Here is a 17,024-nt window from a genome sequence, read left to right as displayed (position 1 = left end):
CAACTATTTTACAATTTGCCGAACGGGCAGGCTGCTTTCTGTCCCATATCGATGATATACTGCCTGTCCTTAATTCAAAAATAGTTGATAAATACAACATTTCCTTGAATTGATTCGCTTTCTTTCGTGACTCGCAACTGGAACACGCACGCTATGAGTAAACCCATTGTGATGGAACGCGGTGTTAAGTACCGCGACGCCGATAAAATGGCCCTTATCCCGGTGAAAAACGTGGCAACTGAGCGTGAAGCTCTGCTCAGAAAACCGGAATGGATGAAAATCAAACTTCCGGCTGACTCATCCCGTATCCAGGGTATCAAAGCAGCGATGCGTAAGAACGGCCTGCACTCCGTGTGCGAAGAAGCATCTTGCCCAAACCTGGCGGAATGCTTCAACCACGGCACCGCAACCTTTATGATCCTCGGCGCGATTTGCACCCGCCGTTGCCCGTTCTGCGACGTCGCCCACGGCCGTCCGGTTACACCGGATGCCAATGAACCGCAGAAACTGGCACAAACCATCGCCGACATGGCTCTGCGCTATGTCGTCGTGACCTCCGTTGACCGCGATGATCTGCGCGATGGTGGTGCTCAGCACTTTGCCGATTGCATCAGTGCAATTCGTGAGAAAAACCCGACGATCAAGATTGAGACTCTGGTCCCTGACTTCCGAGGCCGTATGGATCGTGCGTTGGATATCCTCACCGTGACGCCGCCAGACGTGTTTAACCACAACCTGGAAAACGTGCCGCGGCTGTATCGCCAGGTGCGTCCGGGCGCTGATTACAACTGGTCGCTGAAGCTGCTGGAGCGTTTTAAAGAAGCGCATCCGGAGATCCCAACCAAATCAGGTCTGATGGTGGGTCTTGGCGAAACCAACGAAGAGATCATCGAGGTCATGCGTGACCTGCGTCGTCATGGCGTCACCATGCTCACCCTGGGTCAGTACCTGCAGCCGAGCCGTCACCACCTGCCGGTTCAGCGTTACGTCAGCCCGGATGAGTTTGAAGAGATGAAAGCCGAAGCGCTGGCAATGGGCTTCACCCATGCGGCCTGTGGCCCGTTCGTGCGCTCTTCCTACCACGCCGACCTGCAAGCCAAAGGGATGGAAGTGAAGTAATCTTCACCACGTCCTTACCGCTGCGTGAAGCCTTTCGCGCAGCGGTCTGTCTTCCCCTTCCCGTTTACCGCCCCCCTGTAACACCTGGTTGCATTTTTGGCCTTCAGCCTTTCAACTTCACCAAAATACGGCCATAAAAAAGGCCACAGCGGTTTGCGCTGCAGCCTCTTCTGACGTTCAGGCTCATGCCTGACGGTTACACCTTCCCGTCGTCGGGGAACGCGCCTTTAATTACTCTTTATGAGAGAGTTTCTGTGCCGGAGCGTCTGCTTCCGCACTGGCTTTTTTCGCACTATCATCGTCATCATTCATGGCTTTTTTAAAGCCTTTGATAGCGGAACCCAGGTCTCCACCCAGCGTACGTAATTTTTTGGTACCAAACACTAAGATAATCAGTGCTGCGACAACCAGCAGTTTGGTAATACTAATCTCACCCATAGCTTACAACCTTCTTCTCTAATACACGCTGCGAATACGCCATCATACACGCGAACAATTAACGGCTATTTGACGCGCGGACACAATAGCAATCTGTAACAAGGTGAATCAAGCCTTGTTTAAAAAAACGTCACAATAATTGCGGTGGCGCAAAGCGGCGGTTCATTAAGACCGGCAAACGCTCGCGCACCTGGCGAAGCACCTCGACAGACAGCTCCGAGACAATCATCTGCGGTCGGTCCGTCGCCCCTGCGAGCGTCATCCCAAGCGGATCGACAATCCGGCTTTGGCCGATATTACGGGTGCCGCACTCTCCTGCAGCCACCAGGTAACAGGTCGTGTCCAGCGCCCTCGCCGCCAGTAGCGTAGCCCAGTGATGCTCTTTCATCGGCCCGCGCACCCACGCCGTCGGTAATACCAGCACGTCAGCCCCCTTCAGCGCCAACGCTAACGCCAGCTCAGGGAAGCGTAGATCGTAGCAAGTCATCAGGCCAACCCGCATCCCGTCGACCTCAATCAGCGGTGGGATCTGCTGTCCCGCATCGACAAGACGCGACTCCTGCATCGAGAAGGCATCATAGAGATGGAGCTTCTGGTACTGCGCAATGACGTTACCCTGGCGTATGGCCACCAGCGTGTTGGTTGCCCGTCCCTGGCCGGAAGGGACATGCACCGTCAGCACCGTGGTGAGCGCGTTATTGCGGCTCTCTTCACGTAGCAGCTGCAGAAAGCCACCATCGACCTCCTGCGCCGATTTGACCGACAAATCAGGGTCGCCGTCGTCACGAGCCAGTAATGCTTCCGGTAAAACCAGCAAGGATATTCCCTGCCCGGCCGCCTGCTTCATTAATTCAACGCAGGTGTGCGCATTGGTTTTCCAGTCCGGCGTGACGGCAAATTGTCCAGCAGCAGCCAACATCGTTGTCTCCCCTCAGGTATTTCGTAGCCAGCCACGCATTGTGCGCGCTACACTCGATCCTATATTAACTAATTAGCAGGGAATGAGTGTGTCACAACTACTTTTAGCCGTTTTTGTTGGCGGCGGCACCGGCAGCGTATTGCGCTGGTGGTTAGGTATGAAGTTCAATCCAATGCATCACGCCATTCCCATTGGTACGCTGACGGCGAACCTGCTGGGCGCGTTTATCATTGGCGCCGGGCTGGCATGGTTTAACCGCCTGACCGACGTTGACCCGATGTGGAAACTGCTGATCACCACCGGGTTCTGCGGCGGACTGACCACCTTTTCAACCTTCTCCGCAGAAGTCGTGTTCCTGCTGCAACAGGGCCGCTTCAGTTGGGCGCTGCTAAATATCGTGGTCAATCTGTTAGGCTCATTTGCCATGACCGCGGCGGCATTCTGGATCTTTTCCCACGCCAGTCGCTGACGACAGGCAAAAAAAAACCCGCTAAGAGCGGGTTTTTATATTCTACTGACGCAATGCTTAGATAGCGTTTACGTTTGCAGCAGAAGGGCCTTTGGCACCGTTAGTGATTTCGAACTCTACACGCTGACCTTCAGCCAGAGTTTTGAAACCGTTGGACTGGATTGCAGAGAAATGTACGAATACATCTTTGCTGCCATCTTCCGGAGTAATGAAACCGAATCCTTTGGACTCATTAAACCACTTAACGTTACCTTTAATCTTAGACATCAAAATTACCTTTATATGAAAAAAGACACTAATCTGTGTCGGACACCAGTACACCAATTGCGGTGCCTTTTGTCCAGCCTAACTTTGTTAAAAAGTGACAAAAGTCGCTATCTTTTTTAGGGGGCCGCGGCTTAGTTGTTGTTTTTGCACAAGAGAGACGGTTTATCTCTTTTATTGCTAAGTTATGCCAGAATCAGAACTGAAAACGGGCCCACGCGAAGAAAACGTTGCCGTTATTATAGGTGCCTGGAATATAGGTCATCTGGAAAGTGGCTGGACCATAACCGATTGACGCTAAAGGCAATATCACCGGAATCGGAATGTAGTTCCAGTTGTCTCGGGCCGTCACACCCAGCGTGTAGCCGAGGCCAAGATGAAAGTTATCGTCCGCCAACGGGCGCCAGGTTTTTTCCCAGCCGTAACCACCGATGGGCTCCCATTTGTTAAATGAGTCTTTAAACGCCATCAGATACAGGCCATGCCAGTTACCTTTATCATCCCAACGCGATACGCCAAACCCCGCCCCCCAGGGACGTTCGTTGTACTCATCGGTTTTTTCTTTGTCGTATGCAAAGCGGGCATGCCAGGTGATTGCGGGAACATACAGATCGTAGTGTTCAGGTTCCTGCCAGGTTTGCGCCACGTTGTTGCTTAAGGTGTTATACCCGTCGCTAATCGTCGAACTAAACGACGCATTCGCCGCGCGGCAAGAGAGCAAAACCCCTAGTAAGACGAGAAAAAACGGTACGACCTGACGTTGTTTCAACACTATTTATTACCAATTTCTATGCTAAAGCTCACAAAGATAACAAGTATAAACTTAATATTACCTTAACGAAATTAGGCAAATTCCTGTTTTTGCCCCACGCAAATCCCCGCATTCGTGTTTCCCATTTTGTGATGATCGCCTCCCCTTCGTTGATGAGCACCGGGTTCTCATCGATTTATTGATTTGCATCAGCATGTTTAGCCCATTTTTTCGGCACATTCGCTCACTTAATTTTTTCTTCAGTTTATTTATTAGCAGATTCTTTTGGTTAAGGGCTTAGGGGTAAATAATGCTTACGCTAGTTGAAATCCTCATTGGGATTGTGGTCATTGTGGGGGTGGCCCGCTATATCATCAAAGGGTACTCCGCCACCGGCGTGCTTTTTGTTGGCGGTCTGACATTGCTGATCGTCAGCGCGTTGATGGGACATAAGATTTTACCGGGTGAGACAAAAAGCACCGGTTATTCCGCAACGGACATTATCGAATACGTCAAAATCCTGCTGATGAGCCGCGGCGGCGATCTCGGCATGATGATCATGATGCTCTGCGGGTTTGCCACCTACATGACCCATATTGGCGCCAACGATATGGTGGTTAAGCTGGCCTCAAAACCGCTGCGCTACATTAACTCTCCCTATCTGCTGATGATTGCCGCCTACTTCGTGGCCTGCCTGATGTCTCTGGCCGTCTCATCGGCCACCGGCCTTGGCGTACTGCTGATGGCAACGCTGTTCCCGGTGATGGTTAACGTCGGGATCAGTCGTGGCGCCGCCGCCGCCATTTGCGCCTCTCCGGCCGCGATTATTCTCTCGCCGACCTCTGGCGACGTGGTGCTGGCCGCCAAAGCGGCGGAAATGCCGTTAATCGACTTCGCCTTTAAAACCACTCTGCCTATTTCCATCGTCGCGATTATCAGCATGGCCATTGCCCACTTCTTCTGGCAACGCTATCTGGATAAAAAAGAGAACGTCGTTCATGAAATGCTCGATGTGAATGAAATCACCACCACTGCGCCCTCCTTCTATGCTCTGCTGCCGTTTACGCCCATTATCGGCGTGCTGATTTTTGACGGTAAATGGGGTCCGGAGCTGCATATTATCGCCATTCTGGTGATCTGCATGCTGCTGGCAGCGGTGCTGGAATTCTTCCGCGGTTTCAACACCCAGAACGTCTTCGCGGGGCTGGAAGTCGCCTACCGTGGAATGGCCGATGCGTTTGCCGGCGTAGTCATGCTGTTAGTTGCCGCCGGGGTCTTCGCCCAAGGACTGAGCACCATCGGCTTTATTAACAGCCTGATTTCCATTGCCACCTCGTTTGGTTCGGCGAGCATTATTCTGATGCTGGTGCTGGTGATCCTCACCATGCTTGCAGCCATGACTACCGGCTCCGGTAACGCCCCGTTCTATGCCTTCGTAGAGATGATTCCAAAACTGGCCCACTCTTCCGGTATCAACCCGGCCTACCTGTCGATTCCGATGCTGCAGGCCTCCAACCTCGGCCGCACGATTTCACCGGTTTCAGGCGTCGTGGTCGCAGTGGCCGGCATGGCAAAAATATCACCGTTTGAAGTGGTGAAACGCACCTCAGTCCCGGTGATTGTCGGGCTGGTGGTGGTGATTATCGCCACCGAAGTGCTGGTCCCCGGCAGCGCCATGTAATAAACGCGAAAAGGCGCTAGCAGGCGCCTTTTTTGTGCTTTAATATTTTCCTGTAAATCATTGTCATCCACCATCAGGAATAAACATGTTCAGGAAGGATTTCGCCGCCCTTGCCCTCTTATTAATGGCAACCCAGGCCGGTGCTGAACCGCTCACCGCAACGCAATATGGCGATTTTGACCGCTACGTGCTGGCTTTGTCATGGCAAACGGGGTTCTGCCAGAGCATGCATGACCGCAACCGCAGCGAACCAGAAGAGTGCCGTTTGCAGCAGGATCTGCCCAACAAAGCTGATTTCTTAACGGTTCACGGTCTCTGGCCGGGGTTGCCGAAGTCCGTTGCGGCCCGTGGCGTTGACGAGCGACGCTGGATGCGTTTTGGTTGTGCCACTCGTCCGGTGCCCAATATGCCGGAAGTGAAAGGCGGCAAAAAATGTCAGGCCGCCGAGACCGGCTTGTCGCTGGAGATGGCGAACAAACTCAATAGCGTGATGCCCGCTGCAGGCGGCAACTCGTGCCTCGAACGTTATGAATATGCCAAACACGGCGTCTGTTTTGGTTTCGACCCCGATAGCTACTTCGGGACGATGGTGCGTCTTGATGAAGATGTGAAACGCAGTTCGCTGGGCGCTTTCCTGGTGAAACACTACGGGCAAAAGGTCAGCCGTGACGACTTCGATGCGACAGTCGCCCAGACCTACGGTAAGCAAAGCGTCAAAGCATTCAAGCTAACCTGCAACGGCAATCCGGCCTATCTGACCGAAATGCAAATCGCCATCAAAGCGACGGCCATCAACCAGCCGCTCTCTGCCGACGCGTTCCTGCCCCAGCCACATCCAGGGAATTGCGGCCAGCAGTTTATTATTGATAAAGCCGGTAACTGACCGCTGCACGGACAACATGAACGGAAAAATGTCAGCGTAACCTCACAGTGAACGTGAGTTAATGTGCGTTTAATCACTTCAAACTGCCGACAAGTCTCAGTATGATGGGAAGACATTAACCCTTGCCCTTTTCGGTGAGGGTTTTCTTTTACGGACAGGTTCCTGGATAACATGGAGTATGCGATGACCAGACCCGCAATCATCATTAATGAGCTCGATGCCGAACGCATCGACAAGCTGCTCGAGCAGCCGGCTTATGCCAATTCCCCGGTCGCCGACGCGCTGAACGACGAACTGGATCGCGCCCAAATGCTGTCGCCGGCGGCAATGCCGCACGATGTTGTCAGTATGAACAGCAAGGTCAGATTCCGTGATTTGAGCAGCGGTGAAGAGCGCGTGCGGACGTTGGTGTTTCCGTCGCAGGTCACCGATAGCGCGACTCAGCTTTCGGTGCTCGCCCCCGTCGGCGCGGCGTTGCTCGGGCTGAAAGTCGGCAGCGCCATTCACTGGGAATTACCAGGTGGCACCGCGGCACACCTTGAAGTACTTGAGCTACTGTACCAACCAGAAGCCGCCGGTGAGTTTCATCGTTAATTCCTCCGCTGCCTGAAGCATTACGCTTTATTCAGAGGATGCCCCGCATCCTCTTTCTGCCCTTCATTTCTGCCCCTCGCCTTACCCTTTCTGACGCCTGACAAAATTTTACGCCCCTTTGCGCCTACGCCGACAGTTTTGCGACCTGAATGACACTATAAGCTTGTATAATGTGTTGATATAGAAACAGTCGAACAAGGAGGAATGCATATGTATAACACTATCATTATGCCGGTTGATGTTTTTGAGATGGAGTTGAGCGACAAGGCCGTCCGCCACGCGGAATTTTTGGCCCAGCAGGACGGGATTATTCACCTGCTCCACGTATTACCCGGATCGTCCAGCTTCACGATGAGCCGTTTTACCGCCGATCTGCGTCGCTTTGAAGAGCATTTACAGCACGAGGCGGAGACCCGGCTGAAAACCATGGCCGGTCATTTCAGCATCGACCCGTCGCGGATAAAAATGCACGTCCGTTTTGGCAACGTACGCGATATGGTGAACGAACTCGCGAACGAAATTAAAGCCGATGTGGTGGTGATTGGTTCCCGCAATCCGTCAATCAGTACCCACCTGCTGGGCTCTAATGCCTCGAGCGTTATTCGCCACGCCCATATTCCAGTGATGGTAGTCAGATAAGCGTCACCGGGCGTACCAGAAAGAAAAGAGGCTACCCATGGGTAGCCTCTTTGATTTGCAGGTATAGTCTTACGCTTTTTTTATGCTGTTTTGGTGCGAATCAGATAATCAAAGGCGCTCAGGGATGCTTTCGCCCCTTCGCCCGCGGCGATAATAATCTGTTTGTACGGCACGGTGGTGCAGTCACCCGCGGCAAACACGCCTTTGACATTGGTTTCGCATTTCGCGTCGATGATAATTTCACCCATCCGATTGCGCTCAATGGTGCCTTCCAGCCAGGTGGTGTTCGGCAACAGCCCTATCTGCACGAAAATCCCCGCCAGCGCAATGTGGTGTTCATCGCCACTTACCCGATCGCGATACTGCAGGCCGGTCACTTTACTGCCGTCGCCGGTCACTTCAGTAGTCTGCGCGTTCAGAATGATATCGACATTTTTCAGGCTGCGGACTTTATCCTGCAGCACCTGGTCCGCTTTCATCTCCGGGGCGAACTCGAGCAGAGTAACGTGCTCAACCAGTCCGGCCAGATCGATAGCCGCTTCAACGCCGGAGTTACCACCGCCGATGACCGCCACACGCTTACCTTTAAACAGCGGGCCGTCGCAGTGCGGGCAATAGGTCACCCCTTTGGTACGATACTGGTCTTCACCCGGCACGTTCATGTTGCGCCATTTCGCTCCGGTGGCAATGATCACGCTACGCGCTTGCAGCACCGCGCCAGAGGCGGTTTCAACCTGATGCAGGCCGCCTTCAACCGCTGCCGGAATCAGTTTTGCCGCACTCTGAGAGTCAATCACATCGACGTTATAGTCGTTGACGTGGGCTTTTAACGCCCCGGCCAGCTTCTGCCCTTCCGTTTTCGGCACCGAGATATAGTTTTCTATATCGACGGTATCCAGCACCTGGCCGCCGAAACGTTCACCCATCAGACCGGTACGAATGCCTTTGCGTGCAGAGTAGACCGCCGCCGCCGCGCCTGACGGGCCAGAACCGACAATCAGCACATCATAGGCATCACGCTTATTCAGCTCTTCCGCCGCGCGTTTTTCCGCGCCGGTATCGACCTTCGCGACAATTTCCGCCAGCGTCATACGACCCTGACCAAATTCGTTACCGTTGAGGTACACCGCCGGCACGCCCATGACGTTGCGATCGGTTATCTCGTTCTGGAAGGTGCCGCCGTCAATCGCGGTATGCTTAATACGCGGGTTCAGCACCGCCATCAGGTTCAGCGCCTGCACTACGTCCGGGCAGTTGTGGCAGGAAAGCGAGTAGTAGGTTTCGAACTCGAAATCACCGTCCAGCGCGCTAATCTGCTCCAGCAGAGACTGGGTCTCTTTCGAAGGATGACCGCCGGTCCACAGCAGCGCCAGCACCAGAGAGGTGAACTCGTGTCCCAGCGGCGAACCAGCAAAACGCGGTCCCTGAAGCGAGCCAGGATTAGCGATCAGGAAAGAAGGCTTGCGGACAGGCAAGCTGTTGTCTTCTTTGAAGGTCACTTTTTCCGACAGTTCGGCGATTTCAACCAGCAGTTCTTTGATTTCCACCGATTTGGCGCTGTCATCCAGCGTGGCAATCAGTTCAACCGGCTTAGTCAGTTTCTCAAGGTAGGCCTTAAGCTGGGTTTTCATATTGGTGTCGAGCATGGTTCTTCCCTCTCTAAAAACGTCATCATGCAAGCTGCCTTATAAGACAACCTGAATGCGGCTTGCATCATGGTATTTGAAAAAACGGGCACAGCGATGCACCCGTTGAATAAAACGAATTTCCTTTAAATTTCCCGTCAGGGCAAGGCGGCTAGCCTGGGAATCCCCGGAGCTTACTCAAGTAAGTGACCGGGGTGACCAGGTGACGCCAACGCCGCCATGGCGTGAAAGACATGGAAATTTTAGATTTTGCCAACCAGGTCCAGAGATGGAGCCAGCGTCGCTTCGCCTTCTTTCCATTTCGCCGGGCACACTTCGCCTGGGTGAGAAGCAACGTACTGAGCCGCTTTGATTTTACGCAGCAGGTCAGAAGCGTCACGGCCGATACCTTCAGCGGTAACTTCGATGGCCTGGATGATACCCTGCGGGTCAACAACGAAGGTGGCACGGTCAGCCAGGCCTTCATCTTCACGCATGTTGTCGAAGTTACGGGTCAGGGCGCCAGTCGGGTCACCGATCATCGCATATTTGATTTTTGCGATGGTGTCAGAGCTGCTGTGCCATGCTTTGTGGGTGAAATGGGTGTCGGTAGAAACGGAATACACGTCTACGCCCAGTTTCTGCAGTTCTTCGTAATGGTCAGCAACGTCGCCCAGCTCGGTCGGACATACGAAGGTGAAGTCAGCCGGATAGAAGAAGAATACGCTCCAACGGCCTTCGGTGTCTTTCTCAGTGACTTCGATGAACTCACCGTTTTTGAATGCCTGGTTTTTAAAAGGTTTGATCTTAGTGTTAATCAAGGACATCTATACTTCCTCCGTGTTTTCGTTGAGGTCTAAGTTAACGAACTTTTCCTGATTCGACCAATGCGTTTGCATTATCAAATCAATAAGCGATATCTAACAACCGCAACAAGACAACTTTGTGAACCTGTCGCGACGAACGCCACTTTTCGCTACTTTTGCATCCCACAGCCCTGAACGTAAAAAGGCCACCTTATTCAGGCGGCCCCGTTACCTGAAATACCCGCGGGTAGGTTCAGTGCCAGACAAGCTGGCTATGCGTTGCGCTCTACATTAACCTTAATGTAACAGCAGGCCGATTACACCATCCGGAGATCCAAAGGGCAATCGGCCCATCAGCAGGTCTTACCTATAACTGTAATAGGCTGCACCATGCCTTCCCATTACGCATTGATTTAACAAGGAATAATTATGTTGAAGCGTCTGCTTTTTCTGAGCTTTTTACCCTTTTTTAGCCAGGCAGAAGATCTTCCGGCACCCGTAAAAGCGATAGAGAAACAGGGTATAACCATTATCAAACCCTTCGAGGCGCCAGGTGGTGTGAAAGGCTGGCTGGGGAAATACCAGGACATGGGCGTCGCCATCTATCTGACGCCAGACGGCAAACATGCCATTTCCGGCTATATGTACGATGAAAACGGCACCAATCTCAGTCAGCAGCTGTTCCAGAAAGAGCTCTACACCCCGGCAGGACAAGCCATGTGGAAAAAAATGGAAGCGGCTAACTGGTTGCTGGAAGGAAAAAAAGAGGCGCCGGTTACCCTGTATGTCTTTGCCGATCCTTTCTGCCCCTACTGCCTGCAATTCTGGCAACAGGCCCGCCCGTGGGTCGAGTCAGGTAAAGTTCAGATCCGTACCCTGTTAGTCGGCGTGATCAAACCAGAAAGCCAGGCAACCGCTGCCGCCATTCTGGCTACCGCTGACCCGGCAAAAACCTGGCATGATTACGAGCAATCCGGGGGAAAAGTGAAAATTGATATCTCCGGCAACCTTTCCTCGGACAAAATGAAGATCGTCAGCGAAAATCAACAGCTCATGGATCAACTCGGGGCCAACGCTACGCCAGCGATTTACTACATGAATAAAGAGAATATGTTGCAGCAGGTGGTCGGGTTACCTGAAGCCGATAAATTACCGGCTATCATGGGGGATAAATAGCCCGCGCTAAATATCATGTCCCGCCGGGCTCTTGCACTAAAAGAGCCTGGCTAAACAGTCACGAGTAATATACATTACTGCGATGATTCATCGCTAACACCATAACTTATTCACACCAACAATTATTAAAACAAATAAAATACGAATTATAAATAACACTCACCACGACTGAATATGGATATTAGCCATGGCGAACCTCTATGGACTGAAAAAATTCGATCTTAACCTGTTGGTTATTTTTGAATGCGTTTACCGGCACCTGAGCATCAGCCAGGCGGCGGAAACCTTGTTTATTACTCCCTCAGCGGTCAGCCAGTCACTGCAGAGGCTGCGAAATCAGCTCAACGACCCGCTGTTTATCCGCGCCGGCAAAGGGATAACGCCCACCAAAACTGCCGCCCGGCTGCATATCCTGCTTGAAAAAAACCTTAGCCAGCTCGAGCAGACGATCAATCTCGCCAGCGATACCGACCTAAGAAAACGCTTTGTTATTTATAGCCCACAGCTCGTTAATACCCCGGAGTCGTCACGGTTAATCAGCGCTCTGTACCAGCACCCGAACATGCAGGTCGAACACCACGACTTGCAGCTCGCGGCGGGTTCGGTTGAAACCTTGCTTTCACAGCGCAAAGCGGACCTGATTTTAAGTTTATCGCCGCACGAAAGCCCGGAGACCCTGTGCCAGCCCTTTCAGGAGGTTGAAATGGCGCTGGTGTGCCGCCAGCAGCATCCACGGGCGGCAGTAATGACCTCGGCGGAGGCGCTTCGTGAGGAAAGCTTCACCAGCTATCTCTCGAACGATCCTGGCGTAAAAACCTTCCATTCACAGATGAAAAAACTATTCCCGTCGCGCACCATTGCCTTTCGCAGCGACTCGTTAATGACGATTATCAACATGATAAACCACACGGACCTGATTGGGTTTATCCCTAAAACCATTTTCGATCAGCCGTCATTTAATTTTAATCTGCAAGCGCTGCCCATTCCGCTCCCGTCGATAATGATTTACCTTATTTACAGCCGCGCCAGAATGAATACGCTGCCCTTTTCTTCACTGCTAAAAAACAAACAGCGCGCAAATAATAAAATAACAACTAATAAAATCGTTAAATAAACAACAACCCTGATGCTGGAAATTATTTCCTGCAATAACAAGACATTCAATAAATGACTTAATCGTATTCAAGGGACGATCGCCGTGACATTAATAAAACATCCGCTACCAGAATCCGTTCTGCAGGCGACGCAACAACGTATTGACTGGATACTGGAAAACTTCCAGCGCGTCTGCGTCTCTTTTTCTGGCGGTAAAGATTCCACCACAATGCTGCACCTGACCGCCCTTCAGGCCCGGCGGACAGGGCGCAAAATCAGCGTGCTGTTTATCGACTGGGAGGCGCAGTTCTCCTGCACCATTACCCACTGCGAGGCGCTGCGCCATGAATATCGGGACGTCATTGAGCAATTTTATTGGGTCGCCCTGCCGTTAACCACCCAGAACTCTCTCAGTCAGTTTGCACCGGAGTGGCAATGCTGGGAGCCAGGAGCAAGCTGGGTTCGCCAGCCGCCGCCGCACGCCATCACTGACCCGCGCTATTTTTCGTTCTACTACCGGGGAATGAATTTTGAATCCTTTGTCCGTGAATTCGCCGACTGGTTTTCCCATAAGCGCCCGGCGGCAGTTTTAGTCGGGATCCGGGCGGATGAATCCCTTAACCGGTTTATGACTATCTCCTCGCGGCGCAAACAGCGCTTCGCCGATGACAAACCCTGGACCACCGCGGCGCCGGGTGGCCACGCGTGGTATGCCTACCCGCTGTATGACTGGAAAACCGCCGATATCTGGACCTGGTTTGCCAAAAGCGGACTGACCTACAACCCGCTGTACGATCTGATGTATCAGGCCGGCGTACCGATTCGCTACATGCGCATCTGCGAGCCTTTTGGCCCGGAGCAGCGCCAAGGGCTCTGGCTGTATCATGTCCTGGAACCCGAACGCTGGGCGGACATGTGCCAGCGGGTGAATGGTGCGCGCTGCGGGGGGGTCTACGCCGGTCAGGACAACCAGTTTTACGGGCATCGCAAGCTCGATAAGCCAGAGCACCATAGCTGGAAAAGCTACGCCCTGTTTTTACTCGACAGCATGCCGGAAAAAACCGCTGAACATTACCGCAATAAAATTGCCGTCTACCTGCACTGGTATCAGAAGCAGGGAATGCAGGATATTCCTGATTTCCAGAAGGCGGATATCGGCAGCAAGGACATCCCCTCGTGGCGGCGCATCTGTAAAGTCCTGCTGAATAACGATTACTGGTGCCGCATGCTCTCGTTCAGCCCCACCAAATCCCTCCACTACAAACGCTACCGTGAACGCATGAATCAAAAACGCAAACAATGGGGAATCCTATGCAACAACAAATAATGCATGACCTTGCCAGCTACCTGGACAACATCGAAGAGGATGAAAAAGTCGAGGCGCTGAACGCCTTTCGCCAATTGCTACACCAGTACAGTCCGTTCAAATCGCACCCGATAGACTGCGTGCTGTGGGTCAGCCTTGATAGCGTTTCCCCCAATGATTACAACCCCAACAACCTTGCACCGCCTGAAAAGCGTCTGCTGCTGACCTCGCTGCAATCGGACGGCTTTACTCAGCCGGTCGTGGTGATCAGGCACAATGAGGGTCACTTCACCATTGTGGACGGGTATCATCGTCACGCACTGGCCAAAAGCAAAAGCCCGCTAAAAAAACAGCTCAATGGTTACATCCCGGTCACCTGCCTGGAAAGCAACACCTCCCGACGCGATACTCTAATGGCCTCGACCATTCGCCATAATCGTGCCCGGGGCCGTCATCAGATCCATGCAATGTCAGACATCGTCCAGGAGTTGGCAAAACTCGGCTGGTCCGATGATAAAATCAGTCAGGAGCTGGGGATGGATGCAGATGAAGTGTTACGCCTGAAGCAAATTAACGGTCTGGTGGAACTGTTCGGCGACCGGCAATTTTCTCAGGCGTGGACCGTCAAATAACTACAGCTGGCACAGGCGTTCTGCGGCTGCCAGCAGGGTCGCCGGCTGTTTAGCAAAACACAGACGTATCAGCTTGTGTGGGAACGGATCGGCGCAGAATACCGACAACGGAATGGCCGCCACGCCCACGTCGGTCGTCAACCAGCGACAGAAGCTCACATCGTCGAGATCGGAAATAGCGCTGTAATCGGCCAGCAAGAAGTAGGTGCCCTCGCAGGGTAAAATCTCCAGACGACTGGCGCGCAGCGCTTCCACAAACAGGTCACGGCGTTCACCATAGAACGTCGGGAGCTGACGATAATGCTCAGGCTCATTACGCAGCATATCGGCGATCGCCAACTGGGCCGGCGTATTCACGGCAAAGGTCAGATACTGATGCACTTTGCGCAGCTCGGCGCTTATTGCCGCAGGCGCCACACAATAGCCCACTTTCCAGCCGGTCATGTGGAAGGTTTTACCGAATGACGACACCGCCACCGCCCGCTCGCGCAACTGAGGATGTGCCAGCACGCTGGCATGCCCGTCCGGCGCAAAACAGATATGCTCGTACACCTCGTCGCTGATCACATAGATCTCATGGTCAGCAATCGCCTGCCACAGCGCCGCGAAATCCTCACGCTGCCACACCGTCGCCGACGGGTTGTGCGGGGTATTGAGGATAACCAGGCGGGTACGCTCGCTCAACGCGGCGGCAAACTGTGACCAGTCCACGCGAAAATGTGGCGGCTGCAGGGCAATGCGTTTCAACACCCCGCCGGATAGCTCCACCGCCGGGGCGTAACTGTCGTAGCTGGGGTCAAAACAGATCACCTCGTCGCCGCGACGCACCAGCGCGGTGATCGCCGCATACAGCGCTTCGGTGGCTCCAGCCGTGACGGTAATATCGCTGTTCTCATCCGGACGATAGCCATACAGCTCTGCGGTTTTATCGGCAATCGCTTCACGCAGCGCCGGAACGCCGGTCATCGGCGCATACTGGTTAGCACCCTGCGCAACATGGTGCGCCAGGCGCTCCTGCAGGTAGCGCGGCCCGTCGAAATCCGGGAATCCCTGGGACAAATTAATCGCCTGATGCTGCTGCGCCAGGGCGCTCATCTGCGTAAAAATAGTGGTGCCCAGTGAAGGGAGTTTACTTTCAGGAATCAGTGGCTTATTGCTCATTATGTGATGACCAGTTGTAATGCTGTTGTTGAAGCCACTATAACACGATGTTAATATTTGGCAATCAAGACGCTTAGACGTCTAAATGCTAATGTTATATCGGTTACCGCCTGACGCCGCCCGCAGCACGGCGTGCCGCACACTCTGGAGAGACCATGATCCGCGCTATCGTGACTGACATAGAAGGCACCACCAGCGACATTTCTTTTGTCCATAACGTTCTGTTCCCGTATGCCCGCGAGCGGCTGGCAGGCTTTGTCACCGCCCAACAATACGCCGACCCGGTGAAGACGATCCTCGATAATCTGCGCGCAGAAATCAGCGATCCCACCGCCACCACCGCACAGCTTATCGAGACGCTGTTCGCCTTTATGGACCAGGACCGCAAATCGACGGCGCTGAAAGCACTGCAGGGTATTATCTGGCGCGAAGGCTATGCCAACGGCGACTTTACCGGCCATCTTTACCCGGACGTCCTGCCGGCCCTGGAGAAATGGAAGTCGCAGGGAATTGATTTATATGTATATTCCTCAGGCTCGGTCGCTGCGCAGAAATTGTTATTTGGCTATAGCGATGAAGGTGATATTACTCATTTGTTCAATGGCTATTTCGATACCCTGGTAGGGGCCAAGCGTGAAACGCAATCCTACCGTAATATTGCTGAACAGCTGGGGCTGCATCCGGCGAATATCCTGTTCCTCTCCGATATTCATCAGGAGCTGGATGCCGCAGAATCCGCCGGTTTTCGTACCATTCAGTTGGTGCGTGGCGACCGCGATCCTGCCAGCCACCATCCGCAGGTTCAGCGTTTTGACGACATTCACCCGGAGCAGATCCCCGCATGAGCGCATTAACGATTTATTCTGACCACGACGCCAGCACGCCGCTCTGGCATAGCGTGAATGGTGATGAAATCCAGCAGCAGCTTAACGCTAAAGGCGTTCGCTTCGAACGCTGGCAGGCCGACCGTGATTTAGGCGCCTCCCCGACTGCGGAAACGGTACTGGAAGCCTATCAGCACGCAATTGCCAGGCTGGTAGCGGAGAAAGGCTATCAGAGCTGGGACGTCATCAGCCTGCGCGCGGACAACCCGCAAAAAGAGGCGCTGCGCGCAAAGTTCCTCAACGAACACACCCACGGTGAAGATGAAGTCCGCTTCTTTGTGGAAGGTGCCGGGCTGTTCTGCCTGCATATCGGCAATGAAGTGTTTCAGGTGCTGTGTGAAAAGAACGATTTGATTTCCGTGCCGGCCGACACGCCGCACTGGTTTGATATGGGTTCAGAGCCTGACTTCACTGCGATCCGCATTTTTGATAACCCCGAAGGCTGGATAGCGCAGTTTACCGGCAATGATATTGCCGATGCCTACCCGCGCCTGGCGTAATCCCCTCACTTGTGAGATCCGGTGACGCTACCGAATCTCACAAGTATCAGGCGAGCTGCTGACGTCCCGGCGACGAGCCGTT

The 17,024-nt window shown here is 53.3% G+C and carries 19 protein-coding genes; 12 read left to right on the top strand and 7 right to left on the bottom strand.

Annotation, left to right across the window (positions count from 1 at the left end; all coding sequences use genetic code 11):
* The first annotated feature begins 153 nt into the window (after positions 1–153).
* Positions 154–1,119 carry a lipoyl synthase gene (lipA, locus tag ACMYSO_RS20845; RefSeq protein WP_123755935.1) on the top strand — a complete coding sequence of 322 codons (966 nt, stop codon included), beginning with the start codon at positions 154–156 and terminating at the stop codon, positions 1,117–1,119.
* A gap of 231 nt (positions 1,120–1,350) precedes the next feature.
* Here the strand turns inward: lipA and tatE are convergent, their stop codons facing one another.
* Together tatE and ACMYSO_RS20835 are read right to left on the bottom strand one after the other, a co-directional pair.
* Positions 1,351–1,557 (bottom strand): twin-arginine translocase subunit TatE, encoded by a 207-nt coding sequence (tatE, locus tag ACMYSO_RS20840; RefSeq protein ID WP_434667511.1) that lies wholly within the window; start codon positions 1,555–1,557, stop codon positions 1,351–1,353.
* Between the two features lie 130 nt (positions 1,558–1,687).
* Positions 1,688–2,476: a deaminated glutathione amidase gene (locus tag ACMYSO_RS20835; protein WP_434667510.1), complete on the bottom strand. Its 789-nt coding sequence runs from the start codon at positions 2,474–2,476 to the stop codon at positions 1,688–1,690.
* A gap of 82 nt (positions 2,477–2,558) precedes the next feature.
* Here ACMYSO_RS20835 and crcB point away from each other — a divergent pair, with 82 nt between their 5' ends.
* On the top strand, positions 2,559–2,945 hold the full coding sequence (gene crcB / locus ACMYSO_RS20830) for a fluoride efflux transporter CrcB (protein ID WP_434585928.1): 387 nt from the start codon (positions 2,559–2,561) through the stop codon (positions 2,943–2,945).
* Positions 2,946–3,002: 57 nt separating this feature from the next.
* On the opposite strand, the gene cspE is transcribed toward crcB, so the two are convergent.
* Both cspE and pagP read right to left on the bottom strand, forming a co-directional pair.
* Complete coding sequence (gene cspE / locus ACMYSO_RS20825; protein ID WP_004859511.1) at positions 3,003–3,212, bottom strand: transcription antiterminator/RNA stability regulator CspE; 210 nt, start codon at positions 3,210–3,212, stop codon at positions 3,003–3,005.
* 193 nt (positions 3,213–3,405) lie between these two features.
* Positions 3,406–3,981 (bottom strand): lipid IV(A) palmitoyltransferase PagP, encoded by a 576-nt coding sequence (gene pagP, locus ACMYSO_RS20820; RefSeq protein WP_434667507.1) that lies wholly within the window; start codon positions 3,979–3,981, stop codon positions 3,406–3,408.
* A 289-nt stretch (positions 3,982–4,270) separates the two neighbouring features.
* Here pagP and dcuC point away from each other — a divergent pair, with 289 nt between their 5' ends.
* From dcuC to uspG, 4 genes are all read left to right on the top strand, one after another.
* The gene (gene dcuC, locus ACMYSO_RS20815; RefSeq protein WP_434585930.1) at positions 4,271–5,641 is read left to right on the top strand and encodes an anaerobic C4-dicarboxylate transporter DcuC; all 1,371 of its coding nucleotides are present in this window, start codon (positions 4,271–4,273) and stop codon (positions 5,639–5,641) included.
* 85 nt (positions 5,642–5,726) lie between these two features.
* Positions 5,727–6,524: a ribonuclease I gene (gene rna, locus ACMYSO_RS20810; protein ID WP_434667504.1), complete on the top strand. Its 798-nt coding sequence runs from the start codon at positions 5,727–5,729 to the stop codon at positions 6,522–6,524.
* A 183-nt stretch (positions 6,525–6,707) separates the two neighbouring features.
* Positions 6,708–7,118, top strand: a complete 411-nt coding sequence (rnk, locus tag ACMYSO_RS20805) for a nucleoside diphosphate kinase regulator (RefSeq protein WP_434667501.1) — start codon at positions 6,708–6,710, stop codon at positions 7,116–7,118.
* A gap of 210 nt (positions 7,119–7,328) precedes the next feature.
* A complete protein-coding gene (uspG, locus tag ACMYSO_RS20800) occupies positions 7,329–7,757 on the top strand; it encodes a universal stress protein UspG (RefSeq protein WP_123755928.1) in 429 nt (142 codons plus the stop codon).
* A gap of 80 nt (positions 7,758–7,837) precedes the next feature.
* On the opposite strand, the gene ahpF is transcribed toward uspG, so the two are convergent.
* Both ahpF and ahpC read right to left on the bottom strand, forming a co-directional pair.
* Positions 7,838–9,403: an alkyl hydroperoxide reductase subunit F gene (ahpF, locus tag ACMYSO_RS20795; protein ID WP_434585933.1), complete on the bottom strand. Its 1,566-nt coding sequence runs from the start codon at positions 9,401–9,403 to the stop codon at positions 7,838–7,840.
* A 242-nt stretch (positions 9,404–9,645) separates the two neighbouring features.
* Positions 9,646–10,209 (bottom strand): alkyl hydroperoxide reductase subunit C, encoded by a 564-nt coding sequence (ahpC, locus tag ACMYSO_RS20790; RefSeq protein WP_004859485.1) that lies wholly within the window; start codon positions 10,207–10,209, stop codon positions 9,646–9,648.
* Between the two features lie 408 nt (positions 10,210–10,617).
* Here ahpC and dsbG point away from each other — a divergent pair, with 408 nt between their 5' ends.
* The 4 genes from dsbG to ACMYSO_RS20770 all read left to right on the top strand — a co-directional run bounded on the left by dsbG (position 10,618) and on the right by ACMYSO_RS20770 (position 14,397).
* Entirely contained in the window at positions 10,618–11,364 is a 747-nt protein-coding gene (dsbG, locus tag ACMYSO_RS20785; protein ID WP_434667498.1) for a thiol:disulfide interchange protein DsbG, read from the top strand.
* Between the two features lie 187 nt (positions 11,365–11,551).
* The gene (gene citR / locus ACMYSO_RS20780; RefSeq protein ID WP_434667496.1) at positions 11,552–12,478 is read left to right on the top strand and encodes a DNA-binding transcriptional repressor CitR; all 927 of its coding nucleotides are present in this window, start codon (positions 11,552–11,554) and stop codon (positions 12,476–12,478) included.
* 84 nt (positions 12,479–12,562) lie between these two features.
* Positions 12,563–13,786: a phosphoadenosine phosphosulfate reductase gene (locus ACMYSO_RS20775; protein ID WP_434667493.1), complete on the top strand. Its 1,224-nt coding sequence runs from the start codon at positions 12,563–12,565 to the stop codon at positions 13,784–13,786.
* Positions 13,771–14,397: an IbrB-like domain-containing protein gene (locus ACMYSO_RS20770; RefSeq protein ID WP_434667490.1), complete on the top strand. Its 627-nt coding sequence runs from the start codon at positions 13,771–13,773 to the stop codon at positions 14,395–14,397. Before ACMYSO_RS20775 ends, ACMYSO_RS20770 begins: the two co-directional genes overlap by 16 nt.
* Here the strand turns inward: ACMYSO_RS20770 and ACMYSO_RS20765 are convergent, their stop codons facing one another.
* Entirely contained in the window at positions 14,398–15,543 is a 1,146-nt protein-coding gene (locus ACMYSO_RS20765) for a pyridoxal phosphate-dependent aminotransferase (protein WP_434670852.1), read from the bottom strand.
* A gap of 170 nt (positions 15,544–15,713) precedes the next feature.
* On the opposite strand from ACMYSO_RS20765, the gene mtnC reads away from it, so the two are divergent.
* Both mtnC and ACMYSO_RS20755 read left to right on the top strand, forming a co-directional pair.
* Entirely contained in the window at positions 15,714–16,403 is a 690-nt protein-coding gene (mtnC, locus tag ACMYSO_RS20760; protein WP_434667487.1) for an acireductone synthase, read from the top strand.
* Positions 16,400–16,942 carry a 1,2-dihydroxy-3-keto-5-methylthiopentene dioxygenase gene (locus tag ACMYSO_RS20755; protein WP_434585939.1) on the top strand — a complete coding sequence of 181 codons (543 nt, stop codon included), beginning with the start codon at positions 16,400–16,402 and terminating at the stop codon, positions 16,940–16,942. The genes mtnC and ACMYSO_RS20755 overlap by 4 nt, the downstream gene beginning before the upstream one ends.
* Positions 16,943–17,024 lie beyond the last annotated feature (82 nt).

The organism is Klebsiella sp. B345 (assembly GCF_051131735.1).
Lineage (GTDB): Bacteria > Pseudomonadota > Gammaproteobacteria > Enterobacterales > Enterobacteriaceae > Klebsiella.
Note: the sequence above shows the minus strand (reverse complement) of the source record. Positions and strands in the feature narration are given on the sequence as shown.

What these genes read in the sequence shown, in the direction of transcription:
- lipA (WP_123755935.1), top strand. Translation starts at nt 154, where the DNA reads ATGAGTAAACCCATTGTGATGGAACGCGGTGTTAAGTACCGCGACGCC.
- tatE (WP_434667511.1), bottom strand. Translation starts at nt 1,557, where the DNA reads ATGGGTGAGATTAGTATTACCAAACTGCTGGTTGTCGCAGCACTGATT.
- ACMYSO_RS20835 (WP_434667510.1), bottom strand. Translation starts at nt 2,476, where the DNA reads ATGTTGGCTGCTGCTGGACAATTTGCCGTCACGCCGGACTGGAAAACC.
- crcB (WP_434585928.1), top strand. Translation starts at nt 2,559, where the DNA reads ATGAGTGTGTCACAACTACTTTTAGCCGTTTTTGTTGGCGGCGGCACC.
- cspE (WP_004859511.1), bottom strand. Translation starts at nt 3,212, where the DNA reads ATGTCTAAGATTAAAGGTAACGTTAAGTGGTTTAATGAGTCCAAAGGA.
- dcuC (WP_434585930.1), top strand. Translation starts at nt 4,271, where the DNA reads ATGCTTACGCTAGTTGAAATCCTCATTGGGATTGTGGTCATTGTGGGG.
- rna (WP_434667504.1), top strand. Translation starts at nt 5,727, where the DNA reads ATGTTCAGGAAGGATTTCGCCGCCCTTGCCCTCTTATTAATGGCAACC.
- rnk (WP_434667501.1), top strand. Translation starts at nt 6,708, where the DNA reads ATGACCAGACCCGCAATCATCATTAATGAGCTCGATGCCGAACGCATC.
- uspG (WP_123755928.1), top strand. Translation starts at nt 7,329, where the DNA reads ATGTATAACACTATCATTATGCCGGTTGATGTTTTTGAGATGGAGTTG.
- ahpF (WP_434585933.1), bottom strand. Translation starts at nt 9,403, where the DNA reads ATGCTCGACACCAATATGAAAACCCAGCTTAAGGCCTACCTTGAGAAA.
- ahpC (WP_004859485.1), bottom strand. Translation starts at nt 10,209, where the DNA reads ATGTCCTTGATTAACACTAAGATCAAACCTTTTAAAAACCAGGCATTC.
- dsbG (WP_434667498.1), top strand. Translation starts at nt 10,618, where the DNA reads ATGTTGAAGCGTCTGCTTTTTCTGAGCTTTTTACCCTTTTTTAGCCAG.
- citR (WP_434667496.1), top strand. Translation starts at nt 11,552, where the DNA reads ATGGCGAACCTCTATGGACTGAAAAAATTCGATCTTAACCTGTTGGTT.
- ACMYSO_RS20770 (WP_434667490.1), top strand. Translation starts at nt 13,771, where the DNA reads ATGCAACAACAAATAATGCATGACCTTGCCAGCTACCTGGACAACATC.
- mtnC (WP_434667487.1), top strand. Translation starts at nt 15,714, where the DNA reads ATGATCCGCGCTATCGTGACTGACATAGAAGGCACCACCAGCGACATT.
- ACMYSO_RS20755 (WP_434585939.1), top strand. Translation starts at nt 16,400, where the DNA reads ATGAGCGCATTAACGATTTATTCTGACCACGACGCCAGCACGCCGCTC.